Origin of the sequence: Streptococcus parasanguinis (assembly GCF_047465465.1) — a bacterium.
Classification (GTDB): domain Bacteria; phylum Bacillota; class Bacilli; order Lactobacillales; family Streptococcaceae; genus Streptococcus; species Streptococcus parasanguinis_AI.
Genome location: NZ_JASGZU010000001.1, coordinates 1 through 17,667, shown reverse-complemented (window position 1 = coordinate 17,667; position 17,667 = coordinate 1). Strand labels below are relative to the sequence as shown.

Sequence of the window (17,667 nt, the reverse complement as noted above, 5' to 3'; positions counted from 1 at the left end):
TTAAATTCCTTTTTTATATACAATCGGACCATATTTTTCGGCCATTTGCTTCATCACACGGCGTTCACGCGCCCGGTTAATCTGCGTCTTGATAGAGTCATGCTCGACCAAAGGCTTGACCAAAATCGAACGAATACCCGCCCGATGAGCAGCCCGAATATCGGTCATCAACTGATCACCCACCATGACTACTTCATTTTTCTCATAGTGGAAACGTTTGAGAGCCCGATCAATCCCAAAAGTAAAGGGCTTGAGTGACCAAGCTTCAAAGTCAATATCAAATTTCTCAACCGCACGTTTGACTCGTTTAGGACTATTATTGGACACCACGATGACCCGAATCCCGCCATCACGAAGGTCATGCAACCACTGGCGCATCTCTGGGGTGCCGTCCGGATTGTTCCAAGCAATCAAGGTATTATCCAAATCCACAAGGACCGCCTTAATTCCCTGTTTTTTCAAGTCTGCAACGGTGAGATCATAGGCTGCCTCCACCGCAAAATCTGGTTTGTAATTTTCGATTGACACGTTTTTCTCCAAACATTCGTATTCTCCCCATTATAGCATAAAATGGGCTATTTCGCACTCGCTTGACGACTAAAACAACGACAGACTCCTATCAGGTCAATTTCACTGCTCAAAAAATAGACAAAATCCTTACAAAGTTCCAAAAACATGGTATAGTAGAAGAAAAAGAACTCGGAATTTTTTATGAAACAAACAAGTTTAAAAGAGGTCTCTCCTCTTCTCCAGCGTATCATTAATTGGTCGTCCATCATTGGAGCCCTCGCAACCCTTGCTTTCTGTATCTGGGCCTACTTTTCTGGAATCCTTCAATCCAAAGAAACCCTGTCGGCCTTTATTTTGCAAGCCGGAATCTTCGGGCCTCCTCTTTTTATCTTGCTCCAAATTCTCCAGACGGTGGTACCTATTATTCCCGGCGCCCTGACATCTGTAGCAGGTGTTTTCATCTACGGACATATTATCGGGACCATCTACAATTACATCGGCATCGTCATCGGCTGTGCTATTATCTTCCATCTCGCCAGAATGTACGGGCCTAAGTTCGTCCAATCCATGGTCAGTCAGAATACCTATGACAAGTACATTGGCTGGCTCAATGAAGGCAAGCGGTTCGATCGCTTCTTTATCTTCATGATGATCTGGCCAGTTAGTCCTGCCGACTTCATTTGTATGCTGGCAGGTCTGACCAATATGACCTTCAAACGCTACATGACCATCATCATCCTCTGCAAACCTATCACCCTGGTCATCTACACCTACGGCCTGACCTATATCATTGATTATTTCTGGAAAATGGTCTAAAGCATGACACCACCCCCTAAAGACTAGGAGGTGGTGTTTTTGTAGTCCTATGAATAGTTTATTACTCTCTATTTCGCAACCCAACCGATCGCATCTGCCGGAGGATTGTCCACATCAATCCAGATGAAGTCAATGCCAATTTCACCATTTTTGAATTTGGAAAGACGGATACCATTGATTTCTAGTTGAGAAAGTTTCTTACCAGTTAAAATCTCTCTGTCTTTTAACTGAAAGACCCCACGAAGGATCCAATTCCCAAGGATTTCTTGCTTATCAGTTGATTGAATGGCCTTCCCAGCTTCTTGGTTGATATAGGCCGTAATCACATCACCTGATGATAAAAATCGTAGCTTAAAGGTCCGTTCTTCTTTTGGGAGTACAAGTTTACTTGTACCTGGCTCAAACCTTCCAATATCTTTACCAAAAAAGTCCGGACGCTCCTCATGAAAATGTTTGGAGTCTGGAAGAGGAATATACACTTCACTGACTGGACGATACACCAGCTGTTCAATTTCTTTGATTAGTTTTTCATTCCCCGTCTCGTGTACAAAACGAATCAAGTCCTCGCGAATAGCCTTCATCTGGGCTTTTTCTTCCTTGGTAGACCACTTTTTCAAGAGAATTTCTTCTAAAGAGAAGGTCACAAAAGCTAGTTCTTCTGGAGCGAGGCTATCTTTAAATTTGTCCTGAATCTTTAAAATCCGTGGCAAGCGCTCCTTCTTGGCCAACTTTGATCCACCATTAAAAGCATTAAAGCCAGAATTTTCTTCTACATTTCCGTGCTTATCTGTGATCACCCACGACACCGTCTCAAGAATCTCCGAATCACTTTTTTCTGATGTCAATAAGTGAAGGTGTTCAAATAGATAAAAGGGATCTTCAACATAATTCACATCCCAAGTATCAACCACAATCTCCTTATTCCTAAAGGTCATATGGAGCTGACTATCTGCAGCCGTGTATTTGTAGTCATGATGACCATCTGTGAAACGAAAATTTGTCGGATTGTTTTTGGTTGTCGAGCCTAAAATCTTGAGATGGTCTAGATCAACGGGCAAATATGTCGTCTCTCCCACATGGATCTGAGGTTTATGACCTTTCGAGGTCGGCATCAAAACATGATAGACGGCTTCTACATGACTAGAATCAGAATGAAATCCCTTTATGAGTGCTTTGGAGGATTCAATCCGTTGATTTCGCAAAGACGCAATCTCACGGGCCAGTTTTTCATAGCGGGCATCATTTTCTTTATCAGCTGTTTCCTTATCCGGTGAAATATCAGCATGAAATCGAATTTCACTCAACAACTCATTCCAAGACTGTGAATCTTTCTTGAACTGAGCAATCTTTTGATCCCCTGAGTCCAAACCAAAGGATTTAATCCCAACCAAATACTTATGTTGCTCATCAACGACCAGCGAAGCATCATAAGAGGTGTTGGCAATATCCTCACCAACAGCATGAAAAGCTTTTTGGAAAACAGTCTCTTGGAATTTTGAATTGACAATCGGAGCAACGTAGTTTTCTCGATCGTTAAAATCTTCGGCTTCAGCTTTTTGAGAAAATGCTTCACTCAGACTAGCAAAATTGGTAATGAGCGTCTTGTATTTTTCTTTTTGTTCATGTTTAAGGTTTTCCCACATCATTCATTCCTCACTTCTTATTTAAGTATATCAAAAGAAGACTAGATTTTCACTAGTCCCTTTACTTATATAATTCGTTAAATAATGCTGTAAAACTCTAAATTGCCACGTTTTTTTACCAATCTGAAATAATCTTCGTCAGATAAAATGGCAAGACCATCCTCATAGGAGGCAATCTTCTTCTCTGCCTCCTCATAAGTGGAGACAAAATCTTTCACATAAGACTGGCCTTCAAACTGGCCATTCATCTTGGTATAGATAATGGCAAATTTTCCGGAGCGATCAAGCTGTGACGATCCATTACTCTCATTAAGAGCAAAAGCAATCCGTTCTGCAATGCGTTTAATCACAGGGACAACCACACTATTTCCAGCTTGTTTGTATAGTTGACCATTGGAAACACCCTCAGGCAATTTAAAAGTCTTTGGATACCCTTGTACATTGAAGGTTTCCTTCGGTGTTAACTTACGAATCTCCCCACTGTCAGTCAAAATAAGAGGGACATTGTGCCCGCCTGTTCCCATATTAGCCGTTAAGGTTGGAACAACGCCATTTTTATTCTCACGAACGTATTGACGACGCCACTGGTAGACCGTATCTTGACTGGTCACGTTGGCCTTAAGGTCAGCGTAGAAATTTTGCTTGCCTTCTCGATAATAGTAGGCTTCATCTGGCTTGGCACCAAAATCAATAACATCAGCCAAGGTCGTTGTCAGCTTGATTTCTTCTGGGAATTCAAACAAATCGTAGGCTTCTTTTGTGTCAAAACCAACAATGTAAATCCGTTCACGGTTTTGAGGGATATTTCCATAGTCTTTCCCGTTGAGGACCTTCCACTTGATGAAGTAGTTGTTCTCAGTCAAAGCCTCACGAATAACCTTGAAGGTATTCCCATGGTCATGGCCAACCATGTTTTTGACGTTTTCGATAAAGATGGCACGAGGTTTACGCCCTTCAATCATACGAAGCAACTCAAAGAAAAGATCCCCACGATCATCATCAAATCCCTTGCGGTAACCCGCAATACTAAAGGCCTGACAAGGGAATCCTCCCATAATCACATCCACGCGCTCAGCCGGAATATCTTCTGGCTGCACCGCATGAATATCACGACTATCCAAATGCGTGTTCGGATAATTTAAACGATAAGTCTGACGCGCATACTTATCAAATTCATTGGCATACACCACTCTGAACTCGTTGGTCTGTTCAAATCCCAACTCAATTCCCCCAACACCTGAGAAGAAAGCTGCAATGTTGTACTTCTCAGGCCGGTTCGAACTTACAGAATTTGTCATGTAGTTACCTGCTTTCTAAAATATTAACTTTTCTAGTATAACATGAATAAGAAAATAAGTACCATTTTATAGATTAAACTCTTGCTTAATACTATTGACTGTATTAATTAGTGACGGTTCTCTTAATTCAACATCTTCAAAATCACTCTCCTCTAAACCGTTTTTAATTAAATAATAGGAGATGTTTTCGTTAGTAGAGTATGCTAATTGATATTTTGGGAATTTTATGAAAAATGGCTTTTGACTATATTGGGCTAATTCTTTTTTATTACTTAAGATTTTCACTCGATAGCTTAATGAAATAGGAGCATCTACTAAAATATTAAAACGAAATGTATTTTCACCTTTTGACAACATATGATTAATTGTGAATTTATAATACTTTTGCTTATATGGGGATACCAATTCTACAATCGGAATTATGGTTCTATCAATCGGAACGGCACCTCCTCCCAAATTTCTACAAAAGCATTTCCCAGATGACATATAAGGGATTTCAATTTTACTTTCAGCTGTTTTCGTAAACTTGTTTATTAATTCCAATTTCACCAACTGTTTAAAATCTGGGAAATCATCAGAAAAGTGTTTGCTTATAATATAATTTGTTAAATCTATAGAAAATATTTTTTTTATATCACCTCCTTGTAAATCCTTAATTTTCGATTCAGTTTCAAAAATTAGTATTTTCTCATTACTATCTCTGTTCAAGTACCAACAAAATAACTGATACTCTGCTTGATTACTACACTTATTCCCATTATTAAACATCACAAAGTCTACTCTTTGATTTTGAGAATCGAAACCTTTTTGTACAATCGTATCTTCATAAGAGTAATCAAGAACCTCGATGTCGTCAATCACCAATTCATGTATTAGTAATTCATCTTTTGGATTTTTAATAACAAGTTCATTTTCTACATAATTTATAAAATCATTTGAGTTATGATAAACAGATACTTGATTCCCACTAATGAATTTAGGAACATTTCTGATATCAATTTTTTTAATTTTTATTTTTTGAAATCTAGTATAGATATACTTTTTAAAAAGCCAGAGAATAGATGATATTGATATTGAAAATATCCAAAAATAAATGTTTGATAACAATCCTATTAATACTTGTTCATTTCCATCTGATGTTAACACTGTTATATCTCCTTTGAATCTGTACTTTCATTATACCAAAAAAACACGGCATTCCGCCGTGTTTCTGTGTTTATTTAACGAGTTTCTTCATCTCATCAATCCGTGCTACGGTCGCGTCGTATTTGGCTTGGTAGTCGGCTTGTTTGTCGCGTTCTTTTTGGACGACTTCTGGTTTGGCATTGGCTACGAAGCGTTCGTTAGAGAGCTTCTTGCCGACCATATCCAGTTCTTTTTGCCATTTAGCCAGTTCCTTGTCGAGACGAGCGAGCTCTTCTTCGACATTGAGGAGGTCAGCAAGAGGCAAGTAGATTTCTGCTCCTGTGATGACGCTTGACATAGCGAGTTCAGGTGCAGGGATGTTTGATGCAATTTCCAAGTGTTCTGGGTTTGTGAAGCGTTTGATGTAGTTGACATTATCATTGAAGAAGGCATCAAGCTTGCTGTCGCTTGTCTTGATCAAGATAGTGATTGGCTTACTTGGCGCTACGTTCACTTCTGCACGTGAGTTACGAACGGAGCGAATCACATCTTTAAGAGCTTCTACACCAGCTGCTGCTTCTTCGTTTTCAAACTCTGGACGAACCACTGGGTATTCCGCAGTCACGATCGTTCCTTCAGAGATTTGACCGTAGATTTCTTCAGTTACGAATGGCATGATTGGGTGAAGGAGACGTAAGATTTGATCCAAGGTGTAAAGAAGAACTGAACGAGTGATGACTTTTTCGTCCTCATTGTCGCTATAAAGCACTTCCTTGGTCAACTCAACATACCAGTCCGCAAACTCGTCCCAGATGAAATTGTAGAGGATGTGACCAGCCACACCGAATTCAAACTTATCAAAGTTTTCAGTGACCTTACCGATGGTTTCATTGAGGTTATGGAGAATCCAACGATCTGTCACGTTACCTGCTTGACCAGCAGCCACTTTAGCTACATTTTCACGCGCCACATCCAAGGTCAACCCTTCATTGTTCATGAGGATGTAACGTGAGATGTTCCAGATCTTGTTAATGAAGTTCCATGACGCATCCATTTTCTCGTAAGAGAAACGCACGTCTTGACCTGGTGCAGAACCGTTTGAAAGGAACCAACGAAGGGCATCCGCACCATATTTCTCGATAACATCCATTGGGTCAATACCGTTACCGAGAGATTTAGACATCTTGCGTCCTTGCTCGTCACGAATGAGACCGTGGATAAGGACGTTTTGGAATGGCTGACGGCCTGTGAATTCCAAAGATTGGAAGATCATACGAGATACCCAGAAGAAGATGATATCGTAACCTGTTACCAAGGTTGACGTTGGGAAGTAACGTTTGAAGTCTTCTGAGTCGACATCCGGCCAGCCCATAGTTGAGAATGGCCAAAGGGCAGAACTGAACCACGTATCCAAGACATCTTCGTCTTGTTTCCATCCGTCACCTTCTGGTGCTTCTTCACCAACGTACATTTCACCCTCAGCATTGTACCAAGCAGGGATTTGGTGACCCCACCAGAGCTGACGAGAGATTACCCAGTCGTGAACATTTTCCATCCACTGAAGGAAGGTGTCGTTGAAACGAGGTGGGTAGAATTCTACCTTATCGTCTGTGTCTTGGTTAGCAATCGCATTCTTAGCCAATTGATCCATCTTGACGAACCATTGCGTAGACAAGCGTGGCTCAACCATAACCCCTGTACGCTCTGAGTGACCAACTGAGTGGGTCATCTTCTCAATCTTAACAAGGGCACCAATTTCTTCTAACTTCTTGATAACAGCCTTACGAGCTTCAAAGCGGTCCATGCCGTTGAATTCGCCAGCCAATTCATTCATAGTACCATCATCGTTCATAACGTTGACTTGTGGCAAGTTATGACGTTGTCCAACCAAGAAGTCATTAGGGTCATGGGCAGGAGTGATCTTCACCACACCAGTACCAAATTCAGGGTCTGCGTGTTCATCACCAACGATTGGGATTGGCTTGTTCAAGATTGGCAAGATAACATTTTGACCAATCAAGTCTTTATAACGATCATCATTTGGGTTAACCGCTACGGCTGTATCCCCAAACATAGTCTCCGGACGTGTTGTTGCTACTTCAAGGGCACGTGAACCGTCTTCCAACATGTAGTTCATGTGGTAGAAGGCACCCTCGACATCCTTGTGAATCACTTCGATATCAGAAAGGGCTGTACGGGCTTTCGGATCCCAGTTGATGATAAATTCACCACGGTAGATCCAGCCCTTCTTGTAAAGTTCTACAAAGACCTTACGAACCGCTTTTGACAACCCTTCATCAAGGGTGAAACGCTCACGAGAATAGTCTACAGAGAGACCCATCTTGCCCCATTGTTGCTTGATAGTCGTCGCATACTCATCTTTCCATTCCCAAACTTTATCAAGGAATTTTTCACGACCGAGGTCATAACGAGAAATACCGTCTTCAGCCAAACGGGCTTCTACTTTAGCTTGAGTGGCAATCCCAGCATGGTCCATACCAGGAAGCCAAAGCGTATCAAAGCCTTGCATCCGTTTTTGACGGATGATAATATCTTGAAGAGTAGTATCCCAAGCGTGACCAAGGTGGAGTTTCCCAGTTACGTTTGGTGGTGGAATGACGATAGAGTAAGGCTTCGCCTTTTTATCGCCTGAAGGCTTGAAAACATCTTCGTCAAGCCATTTTTGGTAACGACCAGCCTCAACCTCGGCTGGATTGTATTTTGGTGAAAGTTCTTTAGACATGTTTGTTCTCCTTAATTAAAATCTCTTTTAGGCAAATAATATACTTCTTCTCCTCAATATTAGTATCTATAATAATCTTCAGTTCTGTACTTAATATTAATGCTAGAATTAACAATGTGACAAATAAACTTCTTAAATCTTTTGGTTCAGGAAAAATTAGCCAATACAGCATACCATCTATACCATAATACATAGCAAGACATAAGAAACCAATATAGATCCCTTCAAAGATTGGCCTTTTTTTAAAACTTTTAGTAAAGCTTCTAAAATAGAATACACTCACTATCATAAAAAATGATGATAGTGCAAGTACTATTCCTTTAGTTAAGTCAGTTATTTTAAACAGAATTAATAAAGAATTAGATAGAGAAGTAATAATAAGAATAAAGTATATAAAACTATTGAATATATCGAGTTTTATCTCGCGTTTTGACCTTTCCCAGTCATATTTTAAAAGTAGTTCTAAGTATTTTGTTAATACATTTACACTTTTAGTTGAATAATCGAAATTATCAACTAATCTCCAAATATGACTATCATTCATATAAAATTCATATGTATCTTCTTTAGATATATATCTACCATATGGATTTAACTGTGTTTCAAGTCTATTTATTGCAGAGAAGCGATTCTTCCCACTCAATAAATCAACTATAATTGACTTTATCTCCTTTCTCCACTCTGAACGTTCTTTCGTAATGAAATCTAATTTATTTTTTTTAGTGTTATTTATAAATAGCAAAACTGCACTTAATACAGCTCCTATTCCTGCTCCACTGAGGAGCGTAATAATCTGATCTGTATTCACTTTTTTTTACCCCTCTTTGAATTACTAATATTATCTACGAACTGTTTCCTCCCACTCACTCTTCAGCAAGCCGTATCTCAAATCATCACAACGATTGCCTTGGGCATCTTTACGGTCTCTTATGCGTGCTTCAAGGGTGAAACCAAGCTTCTCAGCAACTCGTTGACTTTGGACATTGTAGCTAAAGCAAGACAATTCTACCTTATGAAGCCCTAGTTCTTTAAAAGCCAGGTCAATCAAGGTACGCGCTGCTTCGGGTACATAACCCCGGCCCCAATAGTCTGGGTGCAAGGTATAGCCAATCTCCAGCACATCGTCTTCGTGGCGATGGTTGAAGTCAACAGAGCCAATGATTTTATCGGTTCCTTTGACCACAATGCCGTAACCAGCTGGAAGATTTTCTTTTTGATTGCGCTCGGGAAGGATATGCTCTAGATAATAAATCTCATCTTCCAAGGTCTTGACGGGTGGAAAACCTGCTGGGTAAGAAACTTCTGGAAGACTAGCATAAGCATGGATGTCCTCTGCATCAGCTACTGTTCGGACTCGTAAGACCAGACGCTCCGTTTCGATTCGTTCTGGCAGTTCAGCTCTTATCATTCTTCTTCCTCGCTTTCTTCATAAAGCTTCCCATGGGATCGACTCGGTCATCTAGATAACGATAAACGCGCTGATGGCCGTCCCCCATAAAGTAAGTCGGCGCAAAGCGGTTATTTTTAAAATGGCCCTTGTCATCCAAGAGCTCTGGATCAGTCAGTCGCTCAAGAATCTTAGCAAAGATATGGCAGATGCCATCTTCCTCGATAATCCGATCTACCTGACAGTCCAATACGACTGGACAAGCCTCTAAAATCGGAGCCTGAGTCCGTTCAGAAATTTCGTAGTCAAGCCCCAGGTGTTTCAATTTCTCCCGATGGCTGATAAAACCAGCCTGCTCCATCTCAAGCATAAAGTTTTCATCAGGGATGTTCACGCTGAACTGTTGATAATGCTTAATCTGGTCAGCCGCATTTTCCTCAGCACCAACCCCGATGACCAGCCAATCTCCCAGGCTATAAGAGGAACTACAGGTCGTGATATTGTGCCCAAAGTTCTTGTCCTGATACCCCAAGATGAAGATTGGAAAACCATAGTAAAGTTTACTGGTGTTAAAAGATTGTTTCATGACAAGCTCCTTTGGCTAGGCTGCAACAAAAAAATCGCCCCTGTCATCAATCTGACAGGGACGAATGTGTTGATCCGCGGTACCACCCAATTTCGGGCAATGCCCGCAACTTTGTTTATTTCATTTTCATCCATTAGCAACTAGTTTTGACACATTTGTGGACTTCTCAGCACCGCCACTTTCTGTAAAATGTGGGATTCAAAACACCTCTAATAGGTTCATTTTAGCAAGTTTTCCTGGAAATAGCAAGAAATCACAAAAGCGATTATTTAAATTTAACGCCTAGTTCTTTCAATTTCTTGATTGTAGCTGGGCCGATTCCTTTAAGGGCCAACAACTCTTTTTCTGTCCAGTTTGCGAAGTCCGCAACAGAGCGAATACCTTCATCATAGAATGTTTGCGCACGATCAAGTGCCACACCTTCCAAACTTGTAGCAAATTCTTCCACTGAAGAAGCTGCTTGTTTCACTTCTTTCGCCACTGCTTTTGTAGCTTTCTCAACCTTTTTAGGTGCTTCTTTCACAGCTGCAGTTACAGTTGCGACAGCTTTTTTCAAAAGATGTCTATTTTGATGTTTGTATTGTTTCGCACGGTTTACGTTCTTCTTTGCCATTTTTCCTCCTAAATTCAGTGATCAATTCCTAAGGCAACAAGGTTTCATCACCATAATTCCATTCAAAAATCCGTTGATGTCATTTCAACTTTTTTATTGTATCACAATCCCCTAAAAAATCAAGTCATTGCACAATTTTCAGGTAAATCTAGCTAGTAAAACGCCTTCAATAAGGCCATTTTAATATTTTCTTTCACCAAAGAGGCCATCTGGTAAATCATGAAATCCTTTTCCAGCATGGAAATTTTCAAACTTTCCTTGCAAGAACTGATAAGCATCTAAACGGCTTTCATAGCGAATCATGGCTATTTTAGCTCGTTCGTCCTGGTCTTCATCAAAAACCTTTTTACTTTCTTCGAGAGCCATTTCATTGATCATAACTTGGGTCTTGATCCACTCCTCAAACTCCTTCATAAACTCTGTTTCGTAACTCATCTTTATTCCATTCCTCTATAAAAATCCGTATCGATCTCCCGATAAGGTTGAATGTCCTGAACATATTCCAAGACGCCTTGAAAGTCTCCCGCTTCATCACGCACTGCTGCATAGGTGACATGGACAAATTTCCCACGCGATTCTGATTTGAACCACATTTCATACTTGTCTTTTTTCCCTTCACGAAGCCCCTGCATGATGGCTTTGACCTTCTCCAAATATTTCGGTGGGTGACACAGCTCAACATTGCGTCCTACCTGCGATGGCGTCCTCTTAAAAATCATTTCCTCAAAAGGCGCAGCATCATTGTAATATTGGAAAATTTCATCCTTATTGACAAAGGTGATCTCCATTGGTAACTGGTTCAAGATTAAATTCGCTTGCTCCACCGATAAAAATCCATGACCAAAAGCTTGTGGCTGCTTGCGATCGAAGCTCTCTTCTTTTTTCTTAGGCGTGAAGGTAATCGTCAATTGTCCCTCAGGAGTCTCAATGACCTGACGGTGCTCATCTCCTTTTGAAGAAGGAAGCGGTTCAGTTGAACTCTCTGACTCTCTTGCTCCTTCTTCCTTGAAGTCCACACGTTTCGGCACCCATTTCTCACTTGAGAGAATAATGGCATAACCATAAGCATCACTTTCTTCTGCAATGGAGAGCCAGTCATCCTGGGTAAAGGACTCCAGCAAAATCATCAAGAGGATCGACTCTTCCTTGAAGATCATGCCCTCAAACTCTTGTGCAAAGGCTTCAAAGCGTTCCTTGACTTCAGAAATACTAGAATCCGGTAATTTCTTTGCCGCATCCAAAGTTTTAGCAAAGAGTTCCCGAATCTGGTCATCTACTCCCCACATCACTTTTGGTGGGGAATCATGACCATATTTTTCCATAATCGGAAACATCAACTCTTCCTTACGACGGTAATGCCGGTCAAATTGACCCACCAAGCCCAGCTGACGTAACAAGCCCTTATGAATCTCCTGAATCATCTCAGGATCCTCAGTCGTCTCATAATTGTCTAGCAAGCGACGTACCCGCATCATAGCGGCTCGAAGGGCTAAGTTCTCCTGTTTAAAGATTTGAACAGGATGACCAGGGTGATCGGTATCTGCTACTTCGACCCCTTGAACCGCATTCTTAAAGAGATTGGCATGGACATCACAAAGCTCCATAACATCTTCAAAAGTAACCCCTGCATCGGAGTTCATCAGTTCATGCTCCATGAGAGAGATCTCAATCGCAGAAACCCCTGCAAAGGTCGCATCAAAGCGCTCTTGGACCGACTCAGGAGAGGCTCCATGATGCAGGTCTAATAAGATATCTCTCAAGACATGAATTCGTTCATCACTCATTGGTCTAGCCCCACTACTTCATAGCCATTAGCTTCTAGCGTTTGTACAATCTTCTCCATGGGGGTACCTTCTAAATTTGATCCTTGTTTCAAGGAAACCTTGCGCCCAACTGTATTACGCATGATGGGGTTGGCTAAAGGTTTAAAGCCCAACTCCACCAACAAGTCCAATACTTCCGGATGTTGATCAATGACTTGAGCCACTGGAATCGATACATCAATAACATTGTCCATTTTCCTATTTCCTTTACTCATTTCGTTCATTTTCACTTCTTCACTAACTTCACGACAGCCTCTGTCCTTGCCGTATGTGGAAACATGTCCACTGATTGAATGTATTCAACCCGATAGACCTTTGTCAAAGCTACCAAATCTCTTGACAAAGTCGATACATTACAAGAGACATAGACCATCTTGTCAGGTGCATAGTGCAATAAGGTCTCGATCAATTTCGCCCCTAAACCCGTACGGGGTGGATCCACAATGACTGCATCTGCTCGATAGCCTTCTTTGTACCAACGGGGAATAATTTCCTCAGCCGTCCCAGCTTCATAGTGGGTATTATCAAATCCCATCCGTTTAGCATTGTATTTGGCATCTTCAATCGCTTCAGGAATGATATCCATCCCCCGAACACTTTTCACTCTATTAGCAAAAGCAAACCCAATCGTTCCAACCCCACAGTAGGCATCAATTAGATGATCCTCTGGCGATACATCCAAAGCCTTGACCGCTTCACTATACAAGACTTCAGTCTGCTCCGGATTCAGTTGATAAAAGGCTCGAGGAGAGAGGGAGAATTCATAATCCAAAACGCCTTCAAGAATAGCCTCTTCACCCCAAATAATCTGTGTTTGTTCACCATAGATTTCACTGGAGCGAGACGTATTTTTATTAACAGCAACGGTGACAATCTCAGGGTGTTTCTTAACCAAGTCTTCCACTAAATCCTTTAAATTAATCTGCCGACTGGTGACCACAATTATCTGAACCTGACCAGACTTCCGAGCTCGTCGAACCATCATAGTTCTGACACCCAGTTCTTTACGCTCATCAGCAATTGGAATCTGATAGTAAGTCAATAAATCCGCAAAATCATTGGCAATCGCTTGAATAACCTGATCTTGAACCAAACAATCTTTTAATTCTACCAAATAATGTGAATTTTGAGCATAGAGACCCGCCTTGACCTGGCCTTTAAATTTCCTTGTTTGAAATTGCAATTTGGCCCGATAGTAAAGAGGCTCCTGCATTCCGATTGTTGGCCGAATGTCATACTGTTCAAAGCCTTCAGGTGAGAACTTTTTCAAGGCTTGTTGCAATAAATCTGTTTTAAACTCCAGCTGCTTGTCATACTTCAAATGCATGATTTGACAGCCCCCACAGGTCTCATAGATATCACACATGGGTGTCACCCGATACTTAGACGCTTTATTCACAGATAAGAGTTTGGCTTCCGCAAAATTTTTCTTGACACTTGTAATTTGGCAGAAGATATCTTCACCCTTGAGGGCTCCTGGAACAAAAACAAGGGTTTTCTGGAAAAATCCGATACCTTCCCCGTTTATCCCCATACGCTTGATTTTTAATGGAATTTTTTGTTTGACTTTAAGACTCATAAGTCTATTATACCACGTAGTTTCTCAATGGTTAAGAATATGTTACAATAAAACCATGAATACAAAGACATCTCATTTCTCCCCATTGGATTTTCCTGAGCAATTACGAACTTATATAGAGGGAGCAACTCTTTCTGATAGCTCTTCTCATTCAGGCGCAAGGGTTCTCTATCTTGATTCAGGTTACTACTTGAAAATAGATCAAAAGGGAAGATTAGAGCGAGAAGCTAGCATTGCAAGGTGGTTTGAAACCAAAGGACTGGGAACTCCAGTTATCGAATATCTATCTAAAGATAAAGACTACCTCCTGACTAAAGAGGCTATTGGCCATGATGCTCTCGCTTTTTTAGACCAGCCAGAAAAAATCTGCCGTACCATGGCAGAGGCTCTTAAAAAGCTTCACAGCTTAAATCCGAAAAATTTTCCATCAGATAATCATTTACAAGCCTATAAAGAAAGAGCCTTGAAAAACTATGAAAAAGGTGAGTTCTATGCCAAGGCGCTCCTACCCCAATTCCAAATCAACAGTCGCGAAGAGGCCTTCCAACTCATCCAAGAACATGGGCACCTTTTAAAGACAGATGCCTTTATTCACGGGGATGCCTGTCTACCGAACTTTATTCTAAAAGATGCTGACCAATTCTCTTGCTTTATTGATCTTGGTTTGGCTGATTTCAGTGACCGGCATATCGACCTCTTTTGGGCAGTTTGGTCCCTCAACTATAACCTACAAGATCCTAAATACGCTGAACTATTTCTTGACTATTATGGAAGAGATCAGGTCGATATACATAAACTTCGACTCGTTGCTGCCTTTGAAGCGTTTGGATAAAAGAAAAAATATGAAAATTACAAAACTAGAAAAGAAAAAAAGACTCTACCTTCTTGAATTAGACAATGATCAAAAACTTTACATCACAGAAGATACCATCGTCAAATATTTTCTTTCCAAAGAGAAAGAAATCAGTGAAGAAGAGCTAAAAGAAATCCAAGAGTTTGCACAATACTCCTATGGTAAAAACCTGGCCCTTTACCATCTTTCCTTTAAAGCTCGAACAACAAAAGAAGTCCGAGACTACCTTACAAAATATGAGATTGATACTGAGATTATTGATAAAGTTGTCCAACACCTAAAAGAAGAAAAGTGGTTAGATGATCGTCAATATGCCAGAAACCTGATAGAGGCCAACCTCCTCAGTGGCGATAAAGGCCCTGTCTTATTACAACAAAAAATTCAACAAAAAGGGGTCCCAAAATCTATCCTTCAAGAAATTCTTGCTGACTATGATTTTACAGAAGTTATTAGCCGTACCGCAATAAAACTCCAAAAGAAATACCAAGGAAAATACCCATTAAAAGCCATTGAAACGAAAATCATCCAAGGACTCATTTCAAAAGGTTTTGCATACAACCAAGCAAAGATTGCATTCCAAAATCTTGAACTAGAAGCAGATGAAGAAACAACCAATGAGCTCATCCTAAAAGAATTAGAAAAACAATACCGTAAATACAGTAAAAAATATGAAGGCTATGACCTAAAACAACGTTTAACCCAAGCATTAGCCAGAAAAGGGTACGATTATAGTGATATAACATCAGCCATTAGAGAATTTTTAGATTCATAAATTCCCATTCAAAAATCAAATTGAAAATAAAATAGAAAAATAAGAAAAAAATTAAAAAAATATGTTACAATATAGAGGATATACTTAGATTGTAGAAAGTTGGTAAGTTATGAAACTACCTAAAGAAGGCGACTTTATTACAATTCAAAGTTATAAACATGATGGCAGTTTACACCGTACCTGGCGTGACACCATGGTATTAAAGATAACCGAAAATGCAATTATTGGAGTAAATGATCATACACTTGTTACAGAAAGTGATGGCAGACGTTGGATCACTCGTGAACCAGCAATTGTTTATTTCCATAAAAAATATTGGTTTAACATCATCGCCATGATCCGTGACAATGGTGTGTCTTACTACTGTAACCTAGCAAGTCCTTTTCACATCGACCAAGAGGCCTTAAAATATATCGACTATGATCTCGATGTCAAGGTCTTTACAAATGGTGAAAAGAAATTGTTAGATGTTGAAGAATATGAGCAACATAAAGAAAAAATGCACTATTCAGATGACATTGACTATATTTTAAAAGAAAATGTAAAAGTACTAGTAGATTGGATAAACCAAAACAAAGGTCCTTTTTCAGAGGAATATATCAAAATATGGTATAACCGTTATGTTGAACTGCGAAATAAATAAAGTTGGAAAGAGCGCAAGCTCTTTTTTCTTGTAAATTATAAAAAAAAATCTAATGACATCATTAGACTCTTTTAATATACTATCGGGAAGACAGGATTCGAACCTGCGACACCTTGGTCCCAAACCAAGTACTCTACCAAGCTGAGCTACTTCCCGATCTAAAGCTTACGCTTTATGCACCCTAGAGGAGTCGAACCTCTAACCGCCTGATTCGTAGTCAGGTACTCTATCCAGTTGAGCTAAGGGTGCTCGTTCCTATTCAATTATTACATAGCCTTGCGACCATGCACCCTAGAGGAGTCGAACCTCTAACCGCCTGATTCGTAGTCAGGTACTCTATCCAGTTGAGCTAAGGGTGCTTCTTTCAACCTTTGTCTATGCCGAGGACCGGAATCGAACCGGTACGATCGTTACCAATCGCAGGATTTTAAGTCCTGTGCGTCTGCCAGTTCCGCCACCCCGGCCTCCTCAAGCGAACGACGGGATTCGAACCCGCGACCCCCACCTTGGCAAGGTGGTGTTCTACCACTGAACTACGTTCGCATTGCTTTCTTTATATAAAAAAATGCCGGCTACATGACTTGAACACGCGACCCTCTGATTACAAATCAGATGCTCTACCAACTGAGCTAAGCCGGCTCATTATTATTCTCTTATGCGGGTTAAGGGACTTGAACCCCCACGCCGTAAAGCGCCAGATCCTAAATCTGGTGCGTCTGCCAATTCCGCCAAACCCGCAAAATATGACCCGTACTGGGCTCGAACCAGTGACCCATTGATTAAAAGTCAATTGCTCTACCAACTGAGCTAACGAGTCTTAAAATAATTTTCATTATCTTAACGGTCCCGACGGGAATCGAACCCGCGATCTTCGCCGTGACAGGGCGACGTGATAACCGCTACACTACGGGACCTATGGGAGTTAACGGGATCGAACCGCTGACCCTCTGCTTGTAAGGCAGATGCTCTCCCAGCTGAGCTAAACTCCCAAATGAGCCTAGTATCTACTAGGCTCAATCTCTTGCTAAGCGACTACCTTATCTCACAGGGGGCAACCCCCAACTACTTCCGGCGTTCTAGGGCTTAACTGCTGTGTTCGGCATGGGTACAGGTGTATCTCCTAGGCTATCGTCACTTAACTCTGAATGATTAAACATTCAAAATTGAACATCTATATTCTAACAAGTTAACCTTTCGTTGTCAATATCTTCTGACTCTTTGGATAAGTCCTCGAGCTATTAGTATTAGTCCGCTCCATTGCTCACACAACTTCCAC

17 protein-coding genes, 10 tRNA genes and 1 rRNA gene are annotated in these 17,667 nt (G+C 40.8%); 4 read left to right on the top strand and 24 right to left on the bottom strand.

All coding sequences use genetic code 11. The annotated features are described in order from the left end of the window. Positions 1-528 (bottom strand): YqeG family HAD IIIA-type phosphatase, encoded by a 528-nt coding sequence (locus QM351_RS00140; protein WP_049514161.1) that lies wholly within the window; start codon positions 526-528, stop codon positions 1-3. Positions 529-711: 183 nt separating this feature from the next. Between QM351_RS00140 and QM351_RS00135 the strand changes: the two genes are divergently transcribed. After that, a complete protein-coding gene (locus QM351_RS00135; RefSeq protein ID WP_414326030.1) occupies positions 712-1,326 on the top strand; it encodes a TVP38/TMEM64 family protein in 615 nt (204 codons plus the stop codon). 68 nt (positions 1,327-1,394) lie between these two features. Here QM351_RS00135 and QM351_RS00130 read toward each other — a convergent pair whose 3' ends face one another. The 12 genes from QM351_RS00130 to rlmD all read right to left on the bottom strand — a co-directional run bounded on the left by QM351_RS00130 (position 1,395) and on the right by rlmD (position 14,123). Continuing rightward, positions 1,395-2,969, bottom strand: coding sequence for a hypothetical protein (locus QM351_RS00130; RefSeq protein WP_414326707.1), 1,575 nt, complete (start codon positions 2,967-2,969; stop codon positions 1,395-1,397). 77 nt (positions 2,970-3,046) lie between these two features. Further along, positions 3,047-4,267 carry a DNA cytosine methyltransferase gene (locus QM351_RS00125; protein WP_414326028.1) on the bottom strand — a complete coding sequence of 407 codons (1,221 nt, stop codon included), beginning with the start codon at positions 4,265-4,267 and terminating at the stop codon, positions 3,047-3,049. A gap of 66 nt (positions 4,268-4,333) precedes the next feature. Next, the gene (locus tag QM351_RS00120) at positions 4,334-5,413 is read right to left on the bottom strand and encodes a hypothetical protein (protein WP_247920223.1); all 1,080 of its coding nucleotides are present in this window, start codon (positions 5,411-5,413) and stop codon (positions 4,334-4,336) included. A 70-nt stretch (positions 5,414-5,483) separates the two neighbouring features. Next, positions 5,484-8,135, bottom strand: a complete 2,652-nt coding sequence (locus tag QM351_RS00115; protein ID WP_414326027.1) for a valine--tRNA ligase — start codon at positions 8,133-8,135, stop codon at positions 5,484-5,486. Beyond that, the gene (locus QM351_RS00110; RefSeq protein WP_414326025.1) at positions 8,128-8,943 is read right to left on the bottom strand and encodes a hypothetical protein; all 816 of its coding nucleotides are present in this window, start codon (positions 8,941-8,943) and stop codon (positions 8,128-8,130) included. Before QM351_RS00110 ends, QM351_RS00115 begins: the two co-directional genes overlap by 8 nt. 30 nt (positions 8,944-8,973) lie before the next feature. After that, positions 8,974-9,543, bottom strand: a complete 570-nt coding sequence (locus QM351_RS00105; protein WP_414326023.1) for a GNAT family N-acetyltransferase — start codon at positions 9,541-9,543, stop codon at positions 8,974-8,976. Next, on the bottom strand, positions 9,530-10,108 hold the full coding sequence (locus QM351_RS00100; protein WP_342984190.1) for a flavin reductase family protein: 579 nt from the start codon (positions 10,106-10,108) through the stop codon (positions 9,530-9,532). The genes QM351_RS00105 and QM351_RS00100 overlap by 14 nt, the downstream gene beginning before the upstream one ends. Before the next feature lie 265 nt (positions 10,109-10,373). Continuing rightward, positions 10,374-10,721 (bottom strand): helix-hairpin-helix domain-containing protein, encoded by a 348-nt coding sequence (locus tag QM351_RS00095; RefSeq protein ID WP_414326021.1) that lies wholly within the window; start codon positions 10,719-10,721, stop codon positions 10,374-10,376. A 180-nt stretch (positions 10,722-10,901) separates the two neighbouring features. Beyond that, positions 10,902-11,156, bottom strand: a complete 255-nt coding sequence (locus QM351_RS00090; protein ID WP_013903179.1) for a DUF1912 family protein — start codon at positions 11,154-11,156, stop codon at positions 10,902-10,904. Positions 11,157-11,158: 2 nt separating this feature from the next. After that, entirely contained in the window at positions 11,159-12,505 is a 1,347-nt protein-coding gene (locus tag QM351_RS00085) for a DUF438 domain-containing protein (RefSeq protein WP_049474396.1), read from the bottom strand. Further along, on the bottom strand, positions 12,502-12,738 hold the full coding sequence (locus tag QM351_RS00080) for a DUF1858 domain-containing protein (RefSeq protein ID WP_049474395.1): 237 nt from the start codon (positions 12,736-12,738) through the stop codon (positions 12,502-12,504). Before QM351_RS00080 ends, QM351_RS00085 begins: the two co-directional genes overlap by 4 nt. A 32-nt stretch (positions 12,739-12,770) precedes the next feature. Beyond that, a complete protein-coding gene (gene rlmD, locus QM351_RS00075) occupies positions 12,771-14,123 on the bottom strand; it encodes a 23S rRNA (uracil(1939)-C(5))-methyltransferase RlmD (RefSeq protein ID WP_049474394.1) in 1,353 nt (450 codons plus the stop codon). A gap of 55 nt (positions 14,124-14,178) precedes the next feature. Here rlmD and QM351_RS00070 point away from each other — a divergent pair, with 55 nt between their 5' ends. The 3 genes from QM351_RS00070 to QM351_RS00060 all read left to right on the top strand — a co-directional run bounded on the left by QM351_RS00070 (position 14,179) and on the right by QM351_RS00060 (position 16,391). Continuing rightward, positions 14,179-14,955, top strand: coding sequence for an aminoglycoside 3'-phosphotransferase (locus tag QM351_RS00070; RefSeq protein ID WP_049498318.1), 777 nt, complete (start codon positions 14,179-14,181; stop codon positions 14,953-14,955). Between the two features lie 10 nt (positions 14,956-14,965). Then, positions 14,966-15,748 carry a recombination regulator RecX gene (gene recX, locus QM351_RS00065; RefSeq protein ID WP_155198933.1) on the top strand — a complete coding sequence of 261 codons (783 nt, stop codon included), beginning with the start codon at positions 14,966-14,968 and terminating at the stop codon, positions 15,746-15,748. Between the two features lie 109 nt (positions 15,749-15,857). Next, complete coding sequence (locus tag QM351_RS00060; protein ID WP_013903172.1) at positions 15,858-16,391, top strand: DUF402 domain-containing protein; 534 nt, start codon at positions 15,858-15,860, stop codon at positions 16,389-16,391. An 82-nt stretch (positions 16,392-16,473) separates the two neighbouring features. On the opposite strand, the gene QM351_RS00055 is transcribed toward QM351_RS00060, so the two are convergent. The 11 genes from QM351_RS00055 to rrf all read right to left on the bottom strand — a co-directional run bounded on the left by QM351_RS00055 (position 16,474) and on the right by rrf (position 17,530). Beyond that, positions 16,474-16,547, bottom strand: a tRNA-Pro gene (locus QM351_RS00055). A gap of 19 nt (positions 16,548-16,566) precedes the next feature. After that, positions 16,567-16,640 (bottom strand) — tRNA-Arg (locus tag QM351_RS00050). 36 nt (positions 16,641-16,676) lie between these two features. Then, positions 16,677-16,750 (bottom strand) — tRNA-Arg (locus QM351_RS00045). Positions 16,751-16,769: 19 nt separating this feature from the next. Beyond that, positions 16,770-16,855: transfer RNA gene (locus QM351_RS00040), tRNA-Leu, on the bottom strand. Positions 16,856-16,862: 7 nt separating this feature from the next. After that, positions 16,863-16,934 (bottom strand) — tRNA-Gly (locus tag QM351_RS00035). Positions 16,935-16,957: 23 nt separating this feature from the next. Continuing rightward, positions 16,958-17,030: transfer RNA gene (locus QM351_RS00030), tRNA-Thr, on the bottom strand. Positions 17,031-17,047: 17 nt separating this feature from the next. Next, positions 17,048-17,129 (bottom strand) — tRNA-Leu (locus tag QM351_RS00025). A 6-nt stretch (positions 17,130-17,135) separates the two neighbouring features. Further along, positions 17,136-17,208 (bottom strand) — tRNA-Lys (locus tag QM351_RS00020). Between the two features lie 24 nt (positions 17,209-17,232). Further along, positions 17,233-17,305 (bottom strand) — tRNA-Asp (locus QM351_RS00015). 2 nt (positions 17,306-17,307) lie between these two features. Then, positions 17,308-17,380: transfer RNA gene (locus QM351_RS00010), tRNA-Val, on the bottom strand. Positions 17,381-17,414: 34 nt separating this feature from the next. Next, a 5S ribosomal RNA gene (gene rrf, locus QM351_RS00005) occupies positions 17,415-17,530 on the bottom strand. Positions 17,531-17,667: the final 137 nt, after the last annotated feature.